The organism is Sulfurospirillum barnesii SES-3 (assembly GCF_000265295.1).
GTDB classification, from domain to species: Bacteria; Campylobacterota; Campylobacteria; order Campylobacterales; family Sulfurospirillaceae; genus Sulfurospirillum; species Sulfurospirillum barnesii.
Map to the genome: position 1 here is coordinate 1,079,188 of NC_018002.1, position 19,723 is coordinate 1,098,910.

Here is a 19,723-nt window from a genome sequence, read left to right on the forward strand (position 1 = left end):
GCCTATTTTCCCTCTTGAATGCTGGAGCGCAGTGCCAAATCTTTAGGATAGGGATTTAGAAATTTTTGCTTGAGTAAGTAATGAATATCATACTTTTTGGCTAAAAATTCAATGGTACTCATCACAGCTATCAGTGGGACTATCTCATCTCGAAACTCTTCAATTTGTAGATGAAGCGCTTGTTTTTCAACGCTTGTAAGCTCTTTTTTGAAAAAGCCCACCATGTGTTGAAGGACATTAACCGTTTTAGCGATGGTGCTTTTATGCGCAATGGTTTTCTTAAAAAGGCTTAGGTACTCTTGTAAAACCTCGTTTAAGCTTTTTTTCTCATGGTTCGCAACGATTTTGCCTAAAAGGCGGTAGTTCCCTTCGTGTTTGCTTTGCAGTAAAAACTTATACGCTGTATGAAACGCAACCAATTCATTCATGTTTTGTGCGTGTTTTTCTAAGTGCATGGCATCGTGGTAGGCAAAGAGTTGCATAATGAAGTTTTCCCGAAGCCACGGGTCGAGGAGACGTGCTTCTTCCTCGATAGGAAAACCTACAAAAGCCTTTTTACATGTAAGCGCAAACAGCCCATCTTTTTTGCCCTCACTCATCGCACCTGTATAATACTTCGTACTGCCAAGCCCACAGCTAGGAGACTTTGACTTTAAGATGATGCCACAAATGGGTTCATTTTGAATCTTACGTAGTTCCTGTGCCATCGCCTCATGCATTGCTTCGGTGACATCGGCTTTTGAAAAAACGGTGATGACCTTTTTGCGCTCATTTTCCAGCACAATACGTATCGTCTCACGAGGTGTACCAAAGGCTAAATGTTCAGGACAAAAGGGGATAAATGAAGCATACTTACCCAGCTTGTTGGTAAGAAATCTATCCCGTTGTCCCGTCTTATCATAACGAATCGGCTCACCCAGTAAACAGGCGGAAATAGCGACTTTGAGCATGACTTCTCCTTTGAAAAAACTATGACTATTATAGCTCTTCTTTTGAGAAAAAATTTAGTAGAAATATTCTGATAATAAAACGGTGAAGATAATACATAAAAAAGTTAAAAATAGATGAAGAAGAGGGTGGCTTTACCCTCTGTATTCGCAGTTGTTTTGGTTGAGTGAGCCTGTAAGAAAAGTGCGGGTTTGTTTAATTTTTTGCATGGTCTCCCATGTTTTAGATTTTTCATTTTCCATTAAATGCAACGCTTCTTCAATGAGTGCACGAGCGTGAATTCTCTCTTCTTTGGTTTCAAATTCAGGCATGGTCGAGATAAGTGTTCCTATTGCAGAGGCATTGGCTTCTACAACTGCAACGGTAAACGCATCAATCCACGACTTCATCGGTCTCTTCTTTCCATGCTTGTAGCAACTCTTTAGCGACATTGAGTACTTCATCGAGTCGTGCGGCATCGTTGTGTAAATTGGCTTCTGTGAGAAGTCTGAGTTGCTGTGTGTACAGACCACGTAAGTAGTACGCAACAGTACCGCCTTCGTAGTTGAGTGAGTGAATCAATTCTGCAAAAATTGCAGACGTGCGATTAATCCAATAGGTTCTTTTTTCAATGTTGCCATCTTCTATGGCTTTTTTAGCTTGAGAGGTAAAACGCAAAACACCCTCATAAAGCATTTTAATGAGCTTCTCAGAAGACTCAATTGAGATGTTGTTTTGTGAGTACGTTGAATAAGCTAAATTGGTATACATGGTTTTTCCTTTTATGATTAATCGTCGCTATCTGCGTTAATAAGATACGATAGTGATTGAAATGAATTGGTTAACTTACTAATGAGCGTATCGTATGAGGCAAATTTTTTAGCCATTGCTTCGTATTTGGCATCAAGACTTTCTACTAGCTTTGCTCTTTGTTTGGTAAGCGATGTCTTTTCTGTTGTTAAAGATTCAGAGTAAATGGATAAAACACCTTTGTTGCTATCGGTATAGCTTTTCAAAGTCTCATTGACCGAAGAGAACACACCGACCGTACTTGTACTCGAACCGTATATCGTTGTTGCTTTAAGCCCTAAGGAAGAGAGTGCAGCGCTTTTGCCTGTAATTGCTATATCTTCTCCAACAGTACTTTTCAAAACAACAGCATTATTTTCACCAACAGTTGCTGTAACACCTGAAATACCCGCCGCATTAATAGCTTTTTGCAAGGCAAGAGCGTTCTCTTCTGCGGTTGCTCCAGCGGTTGTGCTAAAACGAACACCTATATCGTTAATGGTTAAATCACCATACGTGATATTGAGTTCACCACTGCTGACACTGGTTCCTGTAAACGTAGTGGTTTCGTAGGTGGTTGAGCCTGAGAAATACTCTTTAATATCTTCTGGGTCACTTGTTATTTTTTTATTGAATTTTGTTTCATCAAATTCAAGTAACCCTGAAGAGTTTAGCGATATGCCATAATCTTCTAAACTGCGACCTTGTTGATCCAGACTAAAGAGTTGTTTGCGCAGTGTGGTGCTAAGTGAAGTTAGTTCACTAACACCTTGAAAGACACCTGCCGTTTTTGTTTCGCTGTTATAAGAAGTAGCCGTTTTTAGGTTAGACATAAGGTTGTTGTAAGAGCTGACAAGACTGTTGAGTTGCTCTTTAATATCACTCCAATCTTGAGTAATAGAAACTTTAGTCGATTCTGTACTTTCTTGTTCTTTGTTCAGTGTAATCGTTACACCTACAATTAAATCATCAATACTATTGGATGAACGGGTTATGCTGACACCATTAAAGGTAAAAGTCGCATCACTTGCTGTTTGAAGATGGTTGTCGCTGTTGGTTAAGCCTAGGGCATCTGCTGCTGTACCTGATTGAACAGTAATGGCATTTTCTGCACCTGTGTTGTCTGATTTTAAGATAAGGCGATAAGGGTTTGTTCCACCTGTGTTCAAAATGGAAGCCGTTACCTTACCATCCATTTTATCATTAATCATATCAGCAAGATCAGAAAGTGTTGTGGCAGAAGAGACACTAAAATCATAAGATTTACCATCAAATTCAAGCGTGATGGTATCTTCTCCTGAAGCAAAAGTACTTGTTTTAGATAAATAAGAAGTGCTTTGGTAAACATCTTGCTTTGCAAGTTCTTCCACTCTAATCGTAAAATCTTGTACATTTGTTCCACCTGTTGCACTAATACTGACGGCATCGTTTGAAACGGTTGTGGTACGTTGTAGATACGACGTTTCATCCGCAAGGGCACTGGTAGATGCTTTAAGCGTTGATGCAAGTGTTGTAATGGTTGAAAGGTCTGTTTGTTTGGTTGAATTAGTGGTTAATTTGGTATCAATAGGGTCAAGTTGTGCTGCCTCATCAACAGCTCTTAATTTATCAATAAGATCATAATTAAGTACACCATCACTACCAAGCCCTAATGAGCTTAAGCTACCAGTCGTTGCCATGGTCTATCCTTTTTTATCAAAAATAATGCCTACGATTTCTTTCATTTTAGCCGAAAGTGCCATTGCCTCTTCGGTTGGAATTTTGCGAATGGTTTTTCCTGTACTTTTTTCCATAACACTCACATACAACATGCTAAGTTCATCGTTAAAGCCAAACGCAATGTTTGTTTCCAGCCTATCCATTTGTTGATTAAGATCACTCACGGTTTTTGTTAAAGTATTTTTGCTCTCTTTTTCTTCTTCAGGAGCAGTTTTACTTACCTCGTCTACTTTGTCCACTTCTCGTACTGAAGCTGTTTCTGAAACCTTTGGAGCAACGGTTGTTCCAACCTGTTTGCTCGTTGCACTAAAAACATCCATCACTGACCTCCATTGAGATTGTGTCATTTCCTAAGCACTACATCGGCACTTCTTTTGTTTTGTTTAATACAGACCTAATCCGTATCTTACATGGATGCTTCATAATTTAAGTCGCTCTGTGTTATATTTCCAACTCTATATTACAACATAAGGGTGAGTATGAAAGTGGCATTGGTGTGTCAGTCTTTGCTGTTAAGTCGTGCCGTCAAAAGCTTTTTAGGCGATATGGTCGTACCTTATAAACAGTGTGACTTTGTCATCAGTGACAAAAAAATTGAACTGGATAAGCCTGTTTTTTATATTGGGCATGATGAGGGAAATGTACTCATCCCTTTTTCAAAATCAACACTTTATCTTGCGCTTGATAAATTTTTTCAAGATCTTTTAATGCACCAAAGCAGTATGGATGGTCTTGTCTCTTTCTCTCCTAATACGGAACTTTTAGAAGAAAAAATTACAGCTTTAACGGAAAAGTTTAGAGCCGAATTGATTCAAACGATTCGGGGATTTTATGGAAACTAAACCGCTTTTTAGCACCATTGTCGCAGGAAAATACAAGGGTAAGAAACTCATGCTTCCCTCGCTAGAAAGTACACGCAGCACCAAAGCGATTTTAAAAGGCTCCTTGTTCGATACGCTTCAGTATGACATTGTCGATGAAGTTTTTGTTGAAGTCTTTGGTGGCAGTGGTTCGATGGGACTAGAGGCGTTAAGCCGTGGTGCCAAACATGCCTATTTTATAGAAAAAGACAAAGCTGCTTTTGGTATTTTAAAACGTAACTGTGAAGCGATTGACACGATGCATACTACCGCTTTGCATGGCGACAGTTTTATTGTATTTCCCTCACTGATTTCAACCTTTACATGTAAAGCCTATTTTTATTTTGATCCACCTTTTTCCATTCGTGATGGTATGGAAAATGTCTATGAGAATGTCTTAAAACTCATTGCCGCAATACCTCAAGAAAAAGCCCATTTTATTGCGATTGAGCATATGAGTGAGCTTGAATTACCACAAAATATAGGTCTTTTTACCCGTCAAAAAACAAAAAAATTTGGCAAAAGCTCACTTTCGTATTACATGTAAAAAATTGGAACATTAATTGCTTTTATGTTGGGAATAACGCTAACTATAAAGGGATTTAATGAAACCGATGAAATGTTTATTCATCTGCATTGTTGCGATGACAAGCCTTTACGCACAGCGTTTAGGTGATATTGCAAATGTCATTGGCGTCAGAGACAATCAACTCATTGGGTATGGTTTGGTTGTGGGACTCAATGGTACGGGCGATGGCTCTTCGTCTGAATTTACCCTGCGTTCACTTTCAAATTTATTGCAAACCGTGAATGTTAAAATTGATCCTGATGATATTAAATCAAAAAACATTGCAGCCGTTGTGGTCACAGGAAAATTACCCGCATTTGCAAGGCAAGGTGATAAGCTTGATGTTACGGTCTCTTCCATTGGCGATGCAAAGTCGCTTCAAGGTGGAACATTGCTTCTTACCCCCCTAAAAGGTGTTGATGGAAAAATTTACTCTTTAGCACAAGGCTCTCTAACTATCGGTGGCATGAATGGTAAAGAAAAAGGACAACTGAACCATCCAGCAGCGGCTAATATTTTTAGTGGAGCAGTGGTTGAGCGTGAACTTGAATACGATTTGCATGAGCAAGAGTTTGTGAATCTCTCTTTGAAAGAAGCCAATTTCAATACGGCCGTTTCGGTTCAAAATGAGCTCAACAAAGCCTTTGGTAAAAAAGTGGCAGTTGCTACAGATTCACGCACCATTCGTATGATGAAACCTTCTCATCTTTCTACCGTAGAATTTTTAGCACAAACTTTAGATATCAATGTTGATTATGAGCGGGAAGAAAAAATTGTCATTGATGAGCGTACAGGCACCATTGTCTCAGGTATTAATATAAAAGTAGCCCCTGTAGTGATTACGCACGGCGATATTACGATTAAGATTGAGCCCAGCGAAATCATAGCAGATGACAAAAGTGTGGACATTGGCGATAATGTTCAGATTGTTGGGGGTGAAAGCCGCATTAAAATGCAAAGAGAAAGCATGACAGTGGCAAATATTGCACGAGCTTTGAGTAAATTAGGTGCACGTCCTAAAGATATTATCTCTATTTTGCAAAACATTAAACGCTCAGGCGCTATTACCGCACCGTTGGAGGTTATCTAATGCAGGTTGATAACAGTATAGCGCTACTAAATACAAATTATCAAACTCCTTTTGCAGGGGCACACTCACAAAGCAGTGACACCTTACTCAAAGAGCAAACCGATAAATTTGAAGCTTTTTTTCTTAAGCAAGTACTTGATATTGCCATGAACAGTGAAGAGGAGAATGGGCTTTTTGAAAAAGATGCAGGGGATAAAATTTATAAATCCATGTATAACGATACGATGAGTAGCGCATTAAGTGGTGGTCTGGGTTTAAGTGAGATGCTCTTTAATTATTTAAAAGAGGGGCGTTAAAGTTTTATCATTTTGGACGATATGGTTGTAAAGATTCACAACCAAAAAAGGGTTTAAAATGATTTCAAAAGTTCAAGCGTCCAACGTGGCGTATATAAAACAGAGTGCTCCTAAAGAGGATAGCACTAAGGGTATTTCAAAAACAGACAAGAGTGAGGGAGTAGATAAACTCTCTGCCATTAAAGCACAGATTGAAGATGGAAGTTATAAAGTTGATCTTGTAAAAACATCTGGAGCCGTGGCAGAAGCGTTACTCTAAATCCTTACATGTAAAAGGATAAACGATGTTGACACACTATTTAAGCAATGCAATTCAAGATATAGACCACCTGATAGAGCAAACACACAAAGATATTGCCGATATTAAAGTTGCCAAACACGGTGAAGTCTTTGAGCGAGCCAAAATTAAAGAAGAACTCATTCACTCTTTTGAAACGAAAAAATCGCTTTTAGATAATGAATTGATGAAAATGCTTAAAGAGAGTCAAACCAAGTCATTAGAAGAGTTATTAAGCGCTGAGCAACAAATGTTATTAGTTCAGATGAAACAAAAACTCTCTGAACTCAAGCTATGCAATAAAGAGTATGCCAAGTATGTTGTGACAATTAGTCAGTTTTACAATGTTTTGTTAGATAGCATTTTCCCTAGAGACTTAGAGGGGTATAAAATTGCCAATCACAAGCCAGCATCCTTACTTCAAATAGAGGCTTAGCTATGAGTATCTTTAGCACACTCAACACAGGCACTTCGGCACTTAATGCTGCCCAAGTTGCTGTTTCAACCACCAGTCAAAATATTGCCAATGTTGATAATGCCTATTATACTCGCCAACGTGTTACCTTAACAGCCAGTAATGCGATTAATACCAGAGGTGTTAGCATTGGTACAGGTGTGAACGTAACCTCTATTGTACGGATACATGATGAGTTCGTTTTTTCAAAGCTACGAGATTCTTCAACAACCCTTGCATACGATAGCTATTCAAAACAGATATTAGAAGAGGTTGCTAAAAAATTTCCTGATTTAGATGAATCAGGTCTGTCTCAAAATATTGCAAACTATTTTTCTGCCTGGAATGACCTTGCAACCAATGCTACAGAGGGGTCCCAGAAAATTGCATTGGTGCAATTAGCCTCAACCTTGACTTCTAATATACAATCCAGTAAGGATTCGTTGCGTTCTCTACAAAGTACGTTGAATGACCAATTAAAAACTTCAGTCGATGAGATTAATAGTATTGGTCAACAAATGGCAGACCTCAATAAACAAATTAATATGGTTGAAGCCGAAGAGGGAAATTATGCTAATGATTTACGTGACAAAAGAGATCAGCTTGAATTAACATTAGCCAATCTTATTGGCGTTTCTGTTTCCAAAAGCAACATTAGCAGTAATACAATGATTGATGCGAATATGACAGATTCGGGAACAACGTATAATATTAATATTGCTGGGGCTTCTTTTGTGGATGGCACAAGCTTTAATCCGATTGTGATTGATAACAGTAACAATAAGAGTAGTTTCTATTCTATTTACACCGAATTAGAAGATGGAAAACGGTATGACTTAACTGAAATTTTAAGTGGTGGGAAAGTAGGTGCTATTCTTGATTTAAGAGGAAGGGTCATCTCTTCTTCCGAAAATGGTGGTTATCCTCAAGATGGTACGATTCAAAAGTATATTGATAGCCTCGATACTCTTGCCCAAACATTGATAACAGAAACCAATAATATCTACGCACAAAGTGCGCAAGAGCGTATGCAAAGTCCTCTACTTGATCTTAAATCCAACACGTCTTTACAAAATGCTTACAATAACATTCAAAATGGTACGTTTGATGTAATTGTTTATAACAGCGCAGGGGAAGCAGTGGCTCGTAAAACCATCACTGTGAATAGTTCAACAACCATGGGAGATGATACATTTTCGACCAGCATATTAACCCAAATCAATACCAGTACCGATGACAATAACGATAATAATGGTTTGAATGATGTGGATGATTATTTTCAAGCAACATTTTTAGATGATGGGACATTTGCATTATCTCCCATTGGCAATAACACAGGTTATACAATTGCCCTTGAAGATAATGGTAGTAATTTCCCTGGCGCTATTGGTGTAAGCCAGTTTTTTACAGGAACGAATGCTTCTGATATTAGCGTAGCAACGCAGTATAAAAAAGACCCTTCTTCAATGCAAGGGTACAGCGCACCTATTGATGGGAATAATAAAGTAGCTAATGCAATGGTACAACTGCAATACTCCACGCTTAGTTTTTATTCTCAAAATGGTAGCAGTGTTAAAGAAACACTCTCAGGCTACTACAGTGCACTTACAACAAAAATTGGATCAGATGCTTCTGCTGCTGGAAGTAGCTATAGTACCAATAGTGCACTTTATAACAGTATTTATGAGCAACATCAATCGGTAAGTGGTGTCAATAAAGATGAAGAGCTTGCCAATTTGATTAAGTATCAAAGTTCTTATAGTGCAGCTGCAAAGATTATTACGACAATTGATCAAATGCTTGAAACCCTCTTAGGCATTAAATCATAGTGAAACGGTTTCCTCTTGCGAGCACCACTGTCTTGGTGCTCATTTTTCTCTTTTGCTTTGGTGGACCTCTTTTTTATACCGTATCTGCGTATGATTTAAATCCTTCTGCCATTTTATTAGCGCCCAACAGTGAGTATCTTTTAGGAACGGATCGTTTAGGTCGAGACCTTTGTGCACGATTAATGTTAGGAGGACAAACTTCTCTTATCATTGGGCTTTTAAGTGCTATGAGTGCTAGTTTATTGGGATTGATGGTTGGTATTAGTGCAGGTTTTTTTCAAAAAGGTGTGGATAAATTTATTATTATTATGATTGATCTCTTCTTAACTTTTCCTACTTTTTTTCTTCTTTTAGCATTGATTAGTTATATGAGTGCATCCCTTTGGGTGCTTGTTTTTGTTATTTCTATTACAGGATGGATGGGGATGGCACGGCTGATTCGTAGTGAAAGTTTTGCCATTTCACAAGCTCCTTTTATAAAAATTCTCAGACTCTCCCATGTAGCTTCTTTTAAGATTATTTTTAAATACTTTGCTCCTTTATTAGCCCCTATTTTTTTTATTAGTTTTACTTTTGGTGTCAGCGGTGCTATTTTAGCAGAGAGTGGTCTTAGCTTTTTAGGCATTGGAATTACGCCACCACAAATGAGTTGGGGGGTTATTTTAAGTGAGGGAAAAGAGGTGATTGACATTGCATGGTGGCTAAGTTTTTTTCCTGGTTTTTTCATTTTTCTCGTTACATTTTCTCTTATTAATCTCTCTGATTACCTTCAAGCAAAAAGTAATGAAAAAGACAGCGTGAATGACGTTTGAAAAGATTTCAAAACTTTTAAACGAAGAGTCCGTAAAACGTAATACTTCTTTAGAACTTAATGCAGAACATCCTGATCCTTTAATGATAGCTTCTGCGTATCCTAATGAATTTAGTGCACTTGTGTGTGCTTTATTTGCTTATGGGAATGCAAAAGCGATTGTTCGTTTTTTACAAAGCTTAGATTTTTCATTATTGGATGCCACAGAAAAAGAGATTTCCACCTATTTACAACATCATTATTATCGCTTTCAAAATGCTGAGGATGTTGCAGCTTTATTTATAACCTTACGCCGTATTAAAGAACAAAATATCTCTTTGGAAACACTTTTCCTCCCTTCGTATCGTAAAGATGGAAATGTTATGGATGGGTTGCGTTCATTAATCAAAGAACTTTATGAAATTAACCCCTATCGTTCACGGGGGTATCAGTTTTTATTGGGTACAATTCCTCCTGCACGCCCGCAATCTCCTTATAAACGGTGGCATATGTATTTACGATGGATGGTTCGTAAGGATAATTTGGATTTGGGTTTATGGAAAGAGGTCCATACGAAAGATCTTTTAATGCCCTTAGATACACATACGTTTACATTAGGGAAAAAATTGGGATTGATTCAGCGAAAATCGTATGATTTTCAAGCTGTATTGGAGTTGAGCCGTGCACTCAAAAAGATTGATCCAAGTGATCCGATCAAGTACGATTTTGCTCTGTATCGCTTAGGTCAAGAAAAAATTCTACCTTAAGGCTTCACAATGAATGTAAAATATTGGCTCCCAAGGAGCTTTACAATTCTACAAGAAGGTTATTCTGCTCGTCATTTCTCTTCCGATATAGTAGCAGGTTCCACAGTTGCGATTATCGCTTTACCTTTAGCTATGGCCTTTGCAATTGCCAGCGGTGTTGGTCCTGAAAAGGGTCTTTTTACAGCTATTGTAGCTGGGTTTATTATCTCTTTATTAGGGGGAAGTAGGTATCAGATTGGAGGTCCTACGGGGGCTTTTGTTGTGGTACTTTATACGGTTATTTTGAAACACGGTTATGATGGTTTGCTCATGGCAACATTTTTAGCAGGGCTTATGTTGTTTTTAATGGGAGCCTTTAAGCTAGGCAGTATCATTAAATTTATTCCTTATCCTGTAACGGTTGGTTTTACCACAGGTATTGCTCTGATTATCTTTTCTTCACAAATGAAAGATTTTTTTGGATTACCTGTCGCTACGATGCCTGCAGAATTTATAGAACAATGGAAGCTTTACTCTACGCAACTTTCTCACATTAATTATTACGCATTGACGATAGGTGTAGTAAGTATTTTTTTATTGATAAAATTGCGCCATGCCTTTCCCAAAATTCCAGCGCCTATTATTGTAATTGTATTATCATCGTTTATGGTGTATGTTTTTAATTTACCTGTAGAAACCATAGGTTCTAAATTTGGAGAATTACCCTCAACATTGCCATCGCCGCAGCTTCCCTCTTTTTCGTTTGAAAAAATACGTTTAGTCTTTCCTGATGCGATTACCATTGCACTTCTAGGTGCTATTGAATCTTTGCTTTCTTGTGTCGTGGCAGATGGTATGACAGGAGATCGTCATCATTCCAATAAAGAGTTAATGGCACAAGGTGCTGCGAATGTTGCTTCTGTTTTTTTTGGAGGGATTGCCGCAACAGGAGCAATTGCTCGTACGGCGACCAATATTAAGTCGGGTGCTTATAGCCCTATTTCAGGAATGATTCATGCAATCATGTTGTTGGTATTTATGTTTGTATTTTCACAATTGATTGTTTTAATTCCTCTTTCTGCGTTGGCTGCAATTTTAGTCGTTGTTGCATGGAATATGAGTGAATTTCACCATTTTAAGGCGATTGCTTTAAAATCAGAACGTAACGATACGGTTGTCCTTTTAATCACGTTTCTTTTAACCGTTTTGATTGATTTAAATACGGGTGTTCAAACAGGTATTATGTTGGCAGGGCTATTGTTTATTAAACGAATGATTGATGTTACAGGTATTATTGACAAGAAAGATCAAATTCGTATGCCTTTTGATAGTGCAGATGAACCGTATGAAACAGAGGATGCTTTTGCCATTTCTAAAAAAAATATCCCTCAAGGTGTTGAAGTCTATGAAATTGATGGTCCTTTCTTTTTTGGTGTTGCAGATCGCCTGAAAAATGTTTTAAATGAAATTGCTCAAAATCCCAAAGTATTTATTTTACGGATGAGGCATGTACCTATGGTTGATGCAACAGGCTTGCATGCCTTAGAAGAGTTTTTGGATTTATGTAAAAACAATCAAACAATTCTTGTTCTTTCAGGGGTTAATGAACATATAAAACTCAAATTAAAACGAATGAAGTTAGAAGAGAAGATTGGTCATGAAAATATCACTGACAATATTGACCATGCCCTTATACGTGCCAATGAACTTTTAAAAAAGGAGCCATACAATGCCCTACGTGAACATTAAAATTACTAAAGAAGGTGCGAGTAAAGAACAAAAGGAAAAGCTTATTTTTGGAGTCACGCAACTTTTAGTTGATGTTTTAGGTAAAAACCCAGCGACTACGGTTGTCACCATTGATGAGGTTGATATGGACAATTGGGGAATTGGCGGTGTTCAAGTGAGTGAATTGCGCAAAAAATCGAAGTCTTAATAAACTATTAAATGATTTATAGATACAATCTTGCAAAATTATTAACTTAAGGAAAAGTGTAATGGGTGAAATTTTTACATTTTTAGGTCTTATTAACCACTCTCACGACTTTATTATTGCCTCCCACGTTGTGTTGGTCGCCTTGATAAGTCTTGGATTGGCGAAGATGGCAACATCAAAAATGCAACTCGTGCCAAGCGGTGTTCAAAATGTGATGGAAGCGTATTTGCTAGCGGTGAACAACATGGGTAAAGGTATTGTGGGCGATGAGTTAGCTCGTAAATATTTGCCATTGGTTGCAACACTTGGTTTTATCGTAGGTATTTCCAATATGATTGGTATTATCCCAGGATTTGAAGCGCCAACAAGCAATTTAAATGTTACATTAACGCTTGCTATTATTGTATTTGTGTATTACCACTTTGAGGGTATTAGAGCCAATGGTGTGATTCACTATTTTGCACATTTTATGGGTCCTGTAAAATTATTAGCTCCTTTAATGTTCCCTATTGAGATTGTTTCACACTGTTCTCGTCTGGTCTCTTTGTCTTTTCGTCTTTTTGGTAACATCAAGGGTGATGATCTTTTCTTGGCGGTTGTTTTAATGCTTGCACCATGGATTGCACCGCTTCCTGCATACGTTTTATTAACTTTTGCGGGTTTATTACAAGCGTTCATTTTTATGATTTTGACGTATGTGTATCTTGCAGGTGCTGTTTTAATCAGTGAAGAACACTAATTTGTAAAGAGATAGACGTCTTTATGCAAAACGTACGTTTTGAAAAATTCCTCAGTTTTTTGCAAGGTGCTTCTTTAGCCTTTGCAATTGCTGGAGGGATGTATATGTTTTTAGCTTTTCTTCCTTTTGGCTTTTTGACTGCTTTTATTGTTGGACTTCTTTTCTTTCTTGTAGGTTCATTTTTTTTCATTGTATTTGAGATGGCGCACCTGCAAATTGACAAAGTTAATGAACTCAAAAAACAAACCCATCTTCTAGAAAAGTTTTCTTTAAATGATCAAAAGCTATCTCATCACTGATCCTCTTTTTTATACTTCAAAGACTCAAGTATTTCTCCAAAAACTCTTACATGTAAAGCATAAACATCAGCCCCATTACATTTGCTTACGGGATAAACAAAATGTCGAGTATACAGCACTTGCTAAAGCAGTCGTAGAAGCAGGTATACAAGATACGCATACAAAACTCTATTTGCATACAGATTTTATGCTTGCGTACGAGCTAGGATGTGATGGTGTGCATTTGCCCTCAAGTGCACTGAACATGATTGAAAAAGCTAAAGCATTGGGCTTAGAGGTGATTGTAAGTACTCATACCTTAGAAGAGATAAATGAAGCAGAAAAAAAAGGTGCAGATGCGATTACGTTTAGTCCTATTTTTGAGACACCCAATAAAGGCAAACCTCTAGGTTTAGAGAAGTTGAAAGAAATAAATGATAAAATCGGAGTCAAATGTTTTGCGCTTGGTGGCATTATAAATGAAGAGCACGTGAAGGCTTGTGAGAGCGTTGGTGTGTATGGTTTTGCCTCAATTCGCTTTTTTATAGATTAATCTCAAAGGCTATTTATGCAATTTGAAGTTGTGATTGGACTTGAAGTTCATGCTCAATTAAATACAAAAACAAAAATTTTTTGCAGTTGTCCAACCAGTTTTGGAGATGAACCCAATACCAATGTATGTGAAGTATGTTTAGGGCTTCCTGGGGCATTACCTGTTTTAAATAAAGAAGTTGTTAAAAAAGCGATTGCTTTAGGTACAGCCATCAATGCGACCATCAATCAAAAATCCATTTTTAACCGTAAAAACTATTTTTACCCAGACCTTCCTAAAGGGTATCAGATTAGTCAGTTTGAAATTCCTATTGTTGAAAATGGTGAAATTGTGATTGATTTTGAAGATGGAAGCAAAAAACGTATTGGTGTAACACGTGCGCACCTTGAAGAAGATGCAGGAAAGAATATTCACCACGGCAGTGTCTCTCACGTCGATTTAAACCGTGCAGGAACACCGCTTCTTGAAATTGTAAGTGAGCCTGATATGCGAAGTGCGGAAGAGGCTGTTTTATATCTCAAAAAACTTCATGCCATTTTGCGTTATCTTGACATCAGTGATGCCAATATGCAAGAGGGAAGTTTTCGCTGTGATGCAAACGTTTCTATCCGTCCCAAAGGCGATACAAAACTGTATACCAGAGCGGAGATTAAAAATCTAAACTCTTTTAAATTTATTCAAAAAGCCATTGAGTATGAAGTTGCACGTCAAAGTGAGGCGTGGGAAGATGGTGTGTATGAGCGAGAAGTGGTTCAAGAAACCAGACTGTACGATACCGAAAAAAATGAAACCAGAAGCATGAGAGGCAAAGAGGATAGTGCGGAATACCGTTATTTTCCAGATCCTGATTTGTTGCCTGTGCTGATTCCTGATGCGATGTTGGCTGAGTGTATCCAAATCCCAGAACTTCCTGATCAAAAACGAGATCGTTTGGTTTGTGAATATGGTATTAAAGAATACGATGCGAACGTCATTACCTCTAGTGTTGAAATGGCGCATTTTTATGAAACAATGATTCGTGAGGGTGCAGGTGCGAAAAATTCAGTGACGTGGTTAACGGTTGAATTGCTGGCTCGTCTAAACCATGGACTAACACTTAGCACTTCACCCATTGATGCCGTAAAACTTGCGCAATTGGTCAAACGCATTGAAGATGGAACGATTAGTGGTAAGGCAGCTAAAGAGGTGTTGGATTATTTAATGGAACATGAAATCAGTGTTGATGAAGCCATTGAAACATTAGGACTCAAACAAGTGAGTGATGATGGTGCTATTTTAGCCATTATTGATGCAATTATCAGTAGCAATGCAGACAAAGTTACAGAATATCGAAGTGGTAAAGATAAACTCTTTGGTTTCTTTGTGGGGCAGACTATGAAAGAGAGTAAAGGGGCTGCCAATCCTACAAAAGTGAATGAATTACTTAAATCCAGACTTGATGTGTAAGTTGGCTGACGTGAGTATAGCAGTTATTGGCGCTGGCAAATGGGGACAAGCGCTTCAATTTGCACTTTCTCGTAATGTTACATGTAAGATTACTTCACGCCACACTAAACCTATTGAACATTTTGTGAGTGTTGAAGAAGCGTTAAACTGTGAGTATCTTATTTTTGCACTTCCCGCACAAGTGGTGCGTGGTTGGTTGGAAGCGCATTTTACGTTTCATGGGCAAAAGATTTTGGTTGCGGCTAAAGGAATAGAACAGGGCAGTGGTGCGTTTTTGAATGAGATATTTGCGCACTATGTACCTAAAGAACATTTGAGTTTTTTATCAGGCCCTTCCTTTGCCAGTGAAGTGATGCAAGGATTGCCAACAGCTGTTGTCATTAACTCAAGCAATGAAATTCTTTCCAAAGAGTTTGCTTCTTTTTTCCCTTCGTTTATGAAGACATACACCTCCAAAGATGTTATTGGCGCAGAGGTGTGTGGGGCGTATAAAAATGTTTTAGCCATTGCTAGTGGTATTTGTGATGGGCTAAAGCTTGGAAATAATGCACGAGCAAGTTTAATTGCAAGAGGGCTTGTGGAGATGCATCGGTTTGGAAAATATTTTGGAGCCCTTGATGAGACATTTTTAGGACTTAGTGGTGCAGGTGATCTTTTTTTAACGGCTTCAAGCACACTTTCACGCAATTATCGCGTAGGGCTTTTTTTAGCTGAGGGTAAGAGGCTTGAGGATATTTTGCTTGCATTGGGTGAAGTGGCTGAGGGTGTTTTTACCTCAGAAGCCATTTGTGAACTCTCTTTAAAACATACCATTTATGTTCCCATCGCACATGAGATTGCGCTTATTTTAAAAGGCAAGGAACCTCGTGAAAGCGTGAGGGATCTTTTAGCGGATTGATGATGATGAAAAGTGTGCTCGCTTGCTTTTTATGTTTTGTCACTTTGTATGCAAAAGCACCCTCGTTAGAAGAGATGATTGCTCAAATGATTGTTATTGGCTTTGATGGTGAAAAAGAGGGCGATCAATGGGTGGAACAAATCGCAAAAGATATTAGACGAGAAAAAATTGGCGGAGTCATTCTTAGCCAAAAAAATATCCAAAATCCTTCTCAGCTTAAAAAATTAACATATTATTTGAAAGCGCAAAGCAGTAAAATACCTCTTATTGTTGCGGTTGAACACGATGGTACGACTCCTTTTCAAGGCTTTAGCCCACTTCTTTTAGCCCACGACATGGTTGAAAAACATGATATTGTGGAAGCGGAGTTGGTGTATCAAAAAAGTGCTCAAGAATTAGCCAGTGCAGGTATTAATCTTAATTTTGCTCCCGTGCTTGATCTTCAAGAAAAGCGTAGAAGCCAAAGTTACTCTTCACTAGAAGAGGTTGTGACAAGCTATGCAAATGTATTTATTCGTGCGCTAAAATCTGAGAAAATTATGCCTGTTGTAAAGTATTTTCCAAGTGCAGGTGAGAACATAGCCAATGATTTCTCAACCGAAGCGACACTCTCTTCATGGCATTTTAAACAATTAAAACCTTATTATGATTTAATCGCATTTGGTGGCCTAGATGCTGTGCTTATCTCCCATGCGATGGTTCATGATTTGGATGAAAAAAATCCTATGATTTTCTCTTCCTTAGTGATTGAACATCTTTTGCGTCAAAAAATGCATTTTGAAGGTGTTGTTTTTGCTAACCATTTGCGTACCAATTCCATTTCAAATCACGTGGCATTTAAAGAGCGTATTATTCGTGCGATTAATGCAGGGGTAGATATTTTTGTCTTTCCTAATTATTTTGCGGATGAAGCCAGCATGCCTTTTACTGTACAACGAACGATTTTAGATGCTATACACAAAAAAGAGCTCAGTGAAAAACGTATAGAACTCTCTTATAAACGTATTTTAAAATTCAAAGAAAAAATAAGGGATTAATAATAAATCCGTGAAAGATAAAGTCCTTGAGGGGGCAAGAGGGCAGTGGAAATCCTTTTCTCCCTATTGATTTGTGCGACTAAATCTTCTAATCTTCGTTCCTTATAGCAGACTTTCAACAAAAAATCAGACATCATACGTATTTGTGAGCGCAAAAAAGCATCGCCAAAAAAGTAAAGAACAATAAAATTTTTATACCGATACGCTCCTGTCCGAAATAAGGTACGTTCATTTTTGGTTGTACCTCCTCCTTGTTTTTTGAAAAATTCGAAGTTGTGAAAGCCTGTAAAGACCTGTGCTAAAGTGTGTAGTTTTTGAACATCTAAAGGCTTTACATGTAAAGCATAATTGGCATAAAAAGGCTGACACATTCCATCGTATAATACATAGCGATAGAGCCTTTTTTTAGCACTAAAACGTGCATGAAAATCTTGTGTAACAGGGCTGATGTGTTTAATGTGTATGTGAGGAAGAAGCGTACGATTGAGTAGGTATTGGAGTTTTTCCAACTGTGTTTGCCATAATGGGGGCACATCAAGGTGAATGACTTGTGCAAGTGCGTGCACTCCTCTGTCCGTTCTTCCACTGCCAACCACTTGGGTATGAATATTTAAATGTTTAAGACTTTGCTCAAGGCTTCCTGCAACGGTTTTAAAAGCGGTGTTTTCATTTTTTTGGTGTTGGAAGCCATAAAAAGCGCTTCCATCATAACTAAGGGTTATTTTAAGACGCATGATAATTTAGAAGATAGCTTGAATACGTTTTTGATAAATTTTGTATGCCACACCAAAGCTGAGTAGAAAAACCACAAGTGGCGCACTTTGGGGATGCCATGTTGAAAAAAGTGTGGCAGAGGCAAAATAGAGAAAAATGGTGGTAAAAATAGCACCATAAATACCTCCTTTGTTGTAACGGTAGGTCACAATACCAATACTTAGAGCAATTAATGTCGAAGCAATAGGGAAGAGGGCAATTAATAAAAAGAAAGAGAGGTCATAGGCCCGTTTATCGTCAACAAAAACGCCATTCCAATACTCCTTAACACTCTGCATAACGCCAATGGCTGATTTGGGTTGGGAATTAATGTGCATACGTTCAAAATTAATTTGCTCAATTTCATCTTTTCTAAATTCAAAAATTTTTCCCTCTTCCAAATTGAGCCTTAATTTGCCTCCCTCATTTTCAATCGTGGCATGACTTGCTAAAATCAGCCTTTCATTCTCTTTAGGTGTGGGTGTTTGGTAGAGAGTTATACCGCTGTAATGTTTTTGGTCATCATTTTTTTCAATGTATACCAGCCATTGTGAAAATTTTTGACCAAATTCACTGGCTTTAATGTTAAATTTTGCTTCTGCTTTTTTATAATCAATAAAATTGCTATTGAGTTGTTTTGAGATAGGAATTAACACAAAAATAGTCACCATTAAAAGAAGAGAAAGTGCAACAGAAAGGCTCAAAAAAAGGTGTGCAATTTTTTTAGGATTGTAGCCAAGCGTAAAGAGCACAATGGTTTCATTCTCTTTGGAGAGGTTGAAAAGGGTAATGACAAGAGCGATAAAAAATGTCACAGGAAGGGTATAAATCAGTGTTCTAGGAAGCAAATAGACATAAAGGGTTCCTAATTCTAAAAAATTCATTTGAATAATGGCGGTAAGGGCTGTAATCTTAATAAAAAAAACAATGGATGTAATAAAAAAAAGAATAAAAAATAAAGAGCTAAATAAGGCTCCAAAATGTTTCAAAAGATAACGACTTGCTCTATTCATAAATCTGTCCCATAAAATGTAAAATTGGCTCACTAAAAAGCCATGTGATCAAAAGCCCTAGTGAAAGAAAGGGAATAAAAGGAAGCGCATACCCTCGCTTTCGAACTATCATAAAGGCTAAGAGTGCGATGAGAGCTGCAATATAAATGGCAGCCATCGCAAGTTGAATGCCAAGTACTGCTCCCATAATACCAGCAATGATACTATCTGCTTCCCCCATAGCCTCTTTTTTGCTTATAAAAGAGACTAAAAAACGAAGTAAGGTAAATGTTCCTAGCAACAAAAGTCCATTTTGGAGGGATTCTAAAGGATTCCCAACACAAAATGCTATCAATAAGGCAGGTAGGCTAAGTGTATCAGGTACGGCTTTATAACGCCAATCAATAAGGCTAAGCGCTAATAAAAGAGCAAAAACAGACCCAATCAGAAGCGCTTGTACGAATTCATGATGGTGAAAATAGACCATACCATACAGCAGAGCCACCCCAAGCTCAATCAAGGGGTATTGTAGCGAAATTGGGCTGTGACAAAAGGCACATTTTCCTCGCAGGGCAAGCCATGAAAGCAGTGGAATATTGTGATACCATTTTAGGGGATGTTTGCACTGTGGACAGTGTGAAGCGGGTAAAGCGATGCTTTCATCTTTGGGTAGACGAAGAATAGCAACATTTAAAAATGAACCAAAACAAAGCCCAAAAAGTGTTATCAAAGCGGTTTCAATCATT

General features: G+C 37.9%; 25 protein-coding genes. 17 read left to right on the forward strand and 8 right to left on the reverse strand.

What is annotated here, in order from left to right; translation table 11 throughout:
- Positions 1-2 precede the first annotated feature (2 nt).
- From SULBA_RS05500 to SULBA_RS05520, 5 genes are all read right to left on the reverse strand, one after another.
- Complete coding sequence (locus SULBA_RS05500) at positions 3-950, reverse strand: YbgA family protein (protein WP_014769286.1); 948 nt, start codon at positions 948-950, stop codon at positions 3-5.
- 132 nt (positions 951-1,082) lie between these two features.
- On the reverse strand, positions 1,083-1,337 hold the full coding sequence (locus tag SULBA_RS05505) for a hypothetical protein (protein WP_014769287.1): 255 nt from the start codon (positions 1,335-1,337) through the stop codon (positions 1,083-1,085).
- Complete coding sequence (gene fliS / locus SULBA_RS05510) at positions 1,321-1,698, reverse strand: flagellar export chaperone FliS (protein WP_014769288.1); 378 nt, start codon at positions 1,696-1,698, stop codon at positions 1,321-1,323. Before fliS ends, SULBA_RS05505 begins: the two co-directional genes overlap by 17 nt.
- A 17-nt stretch (positions 1,699-1,715) precedes the next feature.
- Positions 1,716-3,395, reverse strand: a complete 1,680-nt coding sequence (fliD, locus tag SULBA_RS05515) for a flagellar filament capping protein FliD (RefSeq protein ID WP_014769289.1) — start codon at positions 3,393-3,395, stop codon at positions 1,716-1,718.
- 3 nt (positions 3,396-3,398) lie between these two features.
- Positions 3,399-3,755 (reverse strand): flagellar protein FlaG, encoded by a 357-nt coding sequence (locus SULBA_RS05520; protein ID WP_014769290.1) that lies wholly within the window; start codon positions 3,753-3,755, stop codon positions 3,399-3,401.
- A 159-nt stretch (positions 3,756-3,914) separates the two neighbouring features.
- Here SULBA_RS05520 and SULBA_RS05525 point away from each other — a divergent pair, with 159 nt between their 5' ends.
- The 17 genes from SULBA_RS05525 (at position 3,915) to SULBA_RS05605 (ending at position 17,232) form a co-directional block, all read left to right on the forward strand.
- Positions 3,915-4,277 (forward strand): hypothetical protein, encoded by a 363-nt coding sequence (locus tag SULBA_RS05525; protein WP_014769291.1) that lies wholly within the window; start codon positions 3,915-3,917, stop codon positions 4,275-4,277.
- A complete protein-coding gene (gene rsmD / locus SULBA_RS05530) occupies positions 4,267-4,842 on the forward strand; it encodes a 16S rRNA (guanine(966)-N(2))-methyltransferase RsmD (protein WP_014769292.1) in 576 nt (191 codons plus the stop codon). The genes SULBA_RS05525 and rsmD overlap by 11 nt, the downstream gene beginning before the upstream one ends.
- 58 nt (positions 4,843-4,900) lie before the next feature.
- Positions 4,901-5,953 (forward strand): flagellar basal body P-ring protein FlgI, encoded by a 1,053-nt coding sequence (locus tag SULBA_RS05535; RefSeq protein WP_014769293.1) that lies wholly within the window; start codon positions 4,901-4,903, stop codon positions 5,951-5,953.
- The gene (locus tag SULBA_RS05540; RefSeq protein WP_014769294.1) at positions 5,953-6,249 is read left to right on the forward strand and encodes a rod-binding protein; all 297 of its coding nucleotides are present in this window, start codon (positions 5,953-5,955) and stop codon (positions 6,247-6,249) included. Before SULBA_RS05535 ends, SULBA_RS05540 begins: the two co-directional genes overlap by 1 nt.
- A gap of 58 nt (positions 6,250-6,307) precedes the next feature.
- Entirely contained in the window at positions 6,308-6,508 is a 201-nt protein-coding gene (locus tag SULBA_RS05545) for a flagellar biosynthesis anti-sigma factor FlgM (RefSeq protein ID WP_014769295.1), read from the forward strand.
- A gap of 25 nt (positions 6,509-6,533) precedes the next feature.
- Positions 6,534-6,962, forward strand: a complete 429-nt coding sequence (locus tag SULBA_RS05550; protein ID WP_014769296.1) for a hypothetical protein — start codon at positions 6,534-6,536, stop codon at positions 6,960-6,962.
- Between the two features lie 2 nt (positions 6,963-6,964).
- Positions 6,965-8,809, forward strand: a complete 1,845-nt coding sequence (gene flgK, locus SULBA_RS05555) for a flagellar hook-associated protein FlgK (protein ID WP_014769297.1) — start codon at positions 6,965-6,967, stop codon at positions 8,807-8,809.
- Positions 8,809-9,621 (forward strand): ABC transporter permease, encoded by an 813-nt coding sequence (locus SULBA_RS05560; RefSeq protein ID WP_014769298.1) that lies wholly within the window; start codon positions 8,809-8,811, stop codon positions 9,619-9,621. Before flgK ends, SULBA_RS05560 begins: the two co-directional genes overlap by 1 nt.
- Positions 9,611-10,366: a TIGR02757 family protein gene (locus SULBA_RS05565; RefSeq protein ID WP_014769299.1), complete on the forward strand. Its 756-nt coding sequence runs from the start codon at positions 9,611-9,613 to the stop codon at positions 10,364-10,366. Before SULBA_RS05560 ends, SULBA_RS05565 begins: the two co-directional genes overlap by 11 nt.
- A 9-nt stretch (positions 10,367-10,375) precedes the next feature.
- A complete protein-coding gene (locus tag SULBA_RS05570; protein WP_014769300.1) occupies positions 10,376-12,094 on the forward strand; it encodes a SulP family inorganic anion transporter in 1,719 nt (572 codons plus the stop codon).
- A complete protein-coding gene (locus SULBA_RS05575) occupies positions 12,075-12,281 on the forward strand; it encodes a tautomerase family protein (protein ID WP_014769301.1) in 207 nt (68 codons plus the stop codon). The genes SULBA_RS05570 and SULBA_RS05575 overlap by 20 nt, the downstream gene beginning before the upstream one ends.
- Positions 12,282-12,342: 61 nt before the next feature.
- Positions 12,343-13,020, forward strand: a complete 678-nt coding sequence (locus SULBA_RS05580; RefSeq protein ID WP_014769302.1) for a F0F1 ATP synthase subunit A — start codon at positions 12,343-12,345, stop codon at positions 13,018-13,020.
- A 23-nt stretch (positions 13,021-13,043) separates the two neighbouring features.
- Complete coding sequence (locus tag SULBA_RS05585) at positions 13,044-13,319, forward strand: hypothetical protein (protein ID WP_014769303.1); 276 nt, start codon at positions 13,044-13,046, stop codon at positions 13,317-13,319.
- Complete coding sequence (locus SULBA_RS05590) at positions 13,294-13,851, forward strand: thiamine phosphate synthase (RefSeq protein WP_014769304.1); 558 nt, start codon at positions 13,294-13,296, stop codon at positions 13,849-13,851. Before SULBA_RS05585 ends, SULBA_RS05590 begins: the two co-directional genes overlap by 26 nt.
- A 15-nt stretch (positions 13,852-13,866) precedes the next feature.
- The gene (gene gatB / locus SULBA_RS05595) at positions 13,867-15,297 is read left to right on the forward strand and encodes an Asp-tRNA(Asn)/Glu-tRNA(Gln) amidotransferase subunit GatB (protein ID WP_014769305.1); all 1,431 of its coding nucleotides are present in this window, start codon (positions 13,867-13,869) and stop codon (positions 15,295-15,297) included.
- Positions 15,266-16,195, forward strand: coding sequence for an NAD(P)H-dependent glycerol-3-phosphate dehydrogenase (locus SULBA_RS05600; protein WP_014769306.1), 930 nt, complete (start codon positions 15,266-15,268; stop codon positions 16,193-16,195). Before gatB ends, SULBA_RS05600 begins: the two co-directional genes overlap by 32 nt.
- A gap of 2 nt (positions 16,196-16,197) precedes the next feature.
- Positions 16,198-17,232: a glycoside hydrolase family 3 N-terminal domain-containing protein gene (locus tag SULBA_RS05605; RefSeq protein WP_156790515.1), complete on the forward strand. Its 1,035-nt coding sequence runs from the start codon at positions 16,198-16,200 to the stop codon at positions 17,230-17,232.
- Here SULBA_RS05605 and truA read toward each other — a convergent pair.
- The 3 genes from truA to SULBA_RS05620 are packed head-to-tail and all read right to left on the reverse strand — an operon-like array spanning position 17,229 to position 19,722.
- Complete coding sequence (gene truA, locus SULBA_RS05610; RefSeq protein ID WP_014769308.1) at positions 17,229-17,966, reverse strand: tRNA pseudouridine(38-40) synthase TruA; 738 nt, start codon at positions 17,964-17,966, stop codon at positions 17,229-17,231. The genes SULBA_RS05605 and truA overlap by 4 nt on opposite strands.
- 6 nt (positions 17,967-17,972) lie before the next feature.
- Positions 17,973-18,998, reverse strand: coding sequence for an LptF/LptG family permease (locus SULBA_RS05615; protein ID WP_014769309.1), 1,026 nt, complete (start codon positions 18,996-18,998; stop codon positions 17,973-17,975).
- Positions 18,991-19,722, reverse strand: a complete 732-nt coding sequence (locus tag SULBA_RS05620; protein ID WP_014769310.1) for a prepilin peptidase — start codon at positions 19,720-19,722, stop codon at positions 18,991-18,993. Before SULBA_RS05620 ends, SULBA_RS05615 begins: the two co-directional genes overlap by 8 nt.
- Position 19,723 lies beyond the last annotated feature (1 nt).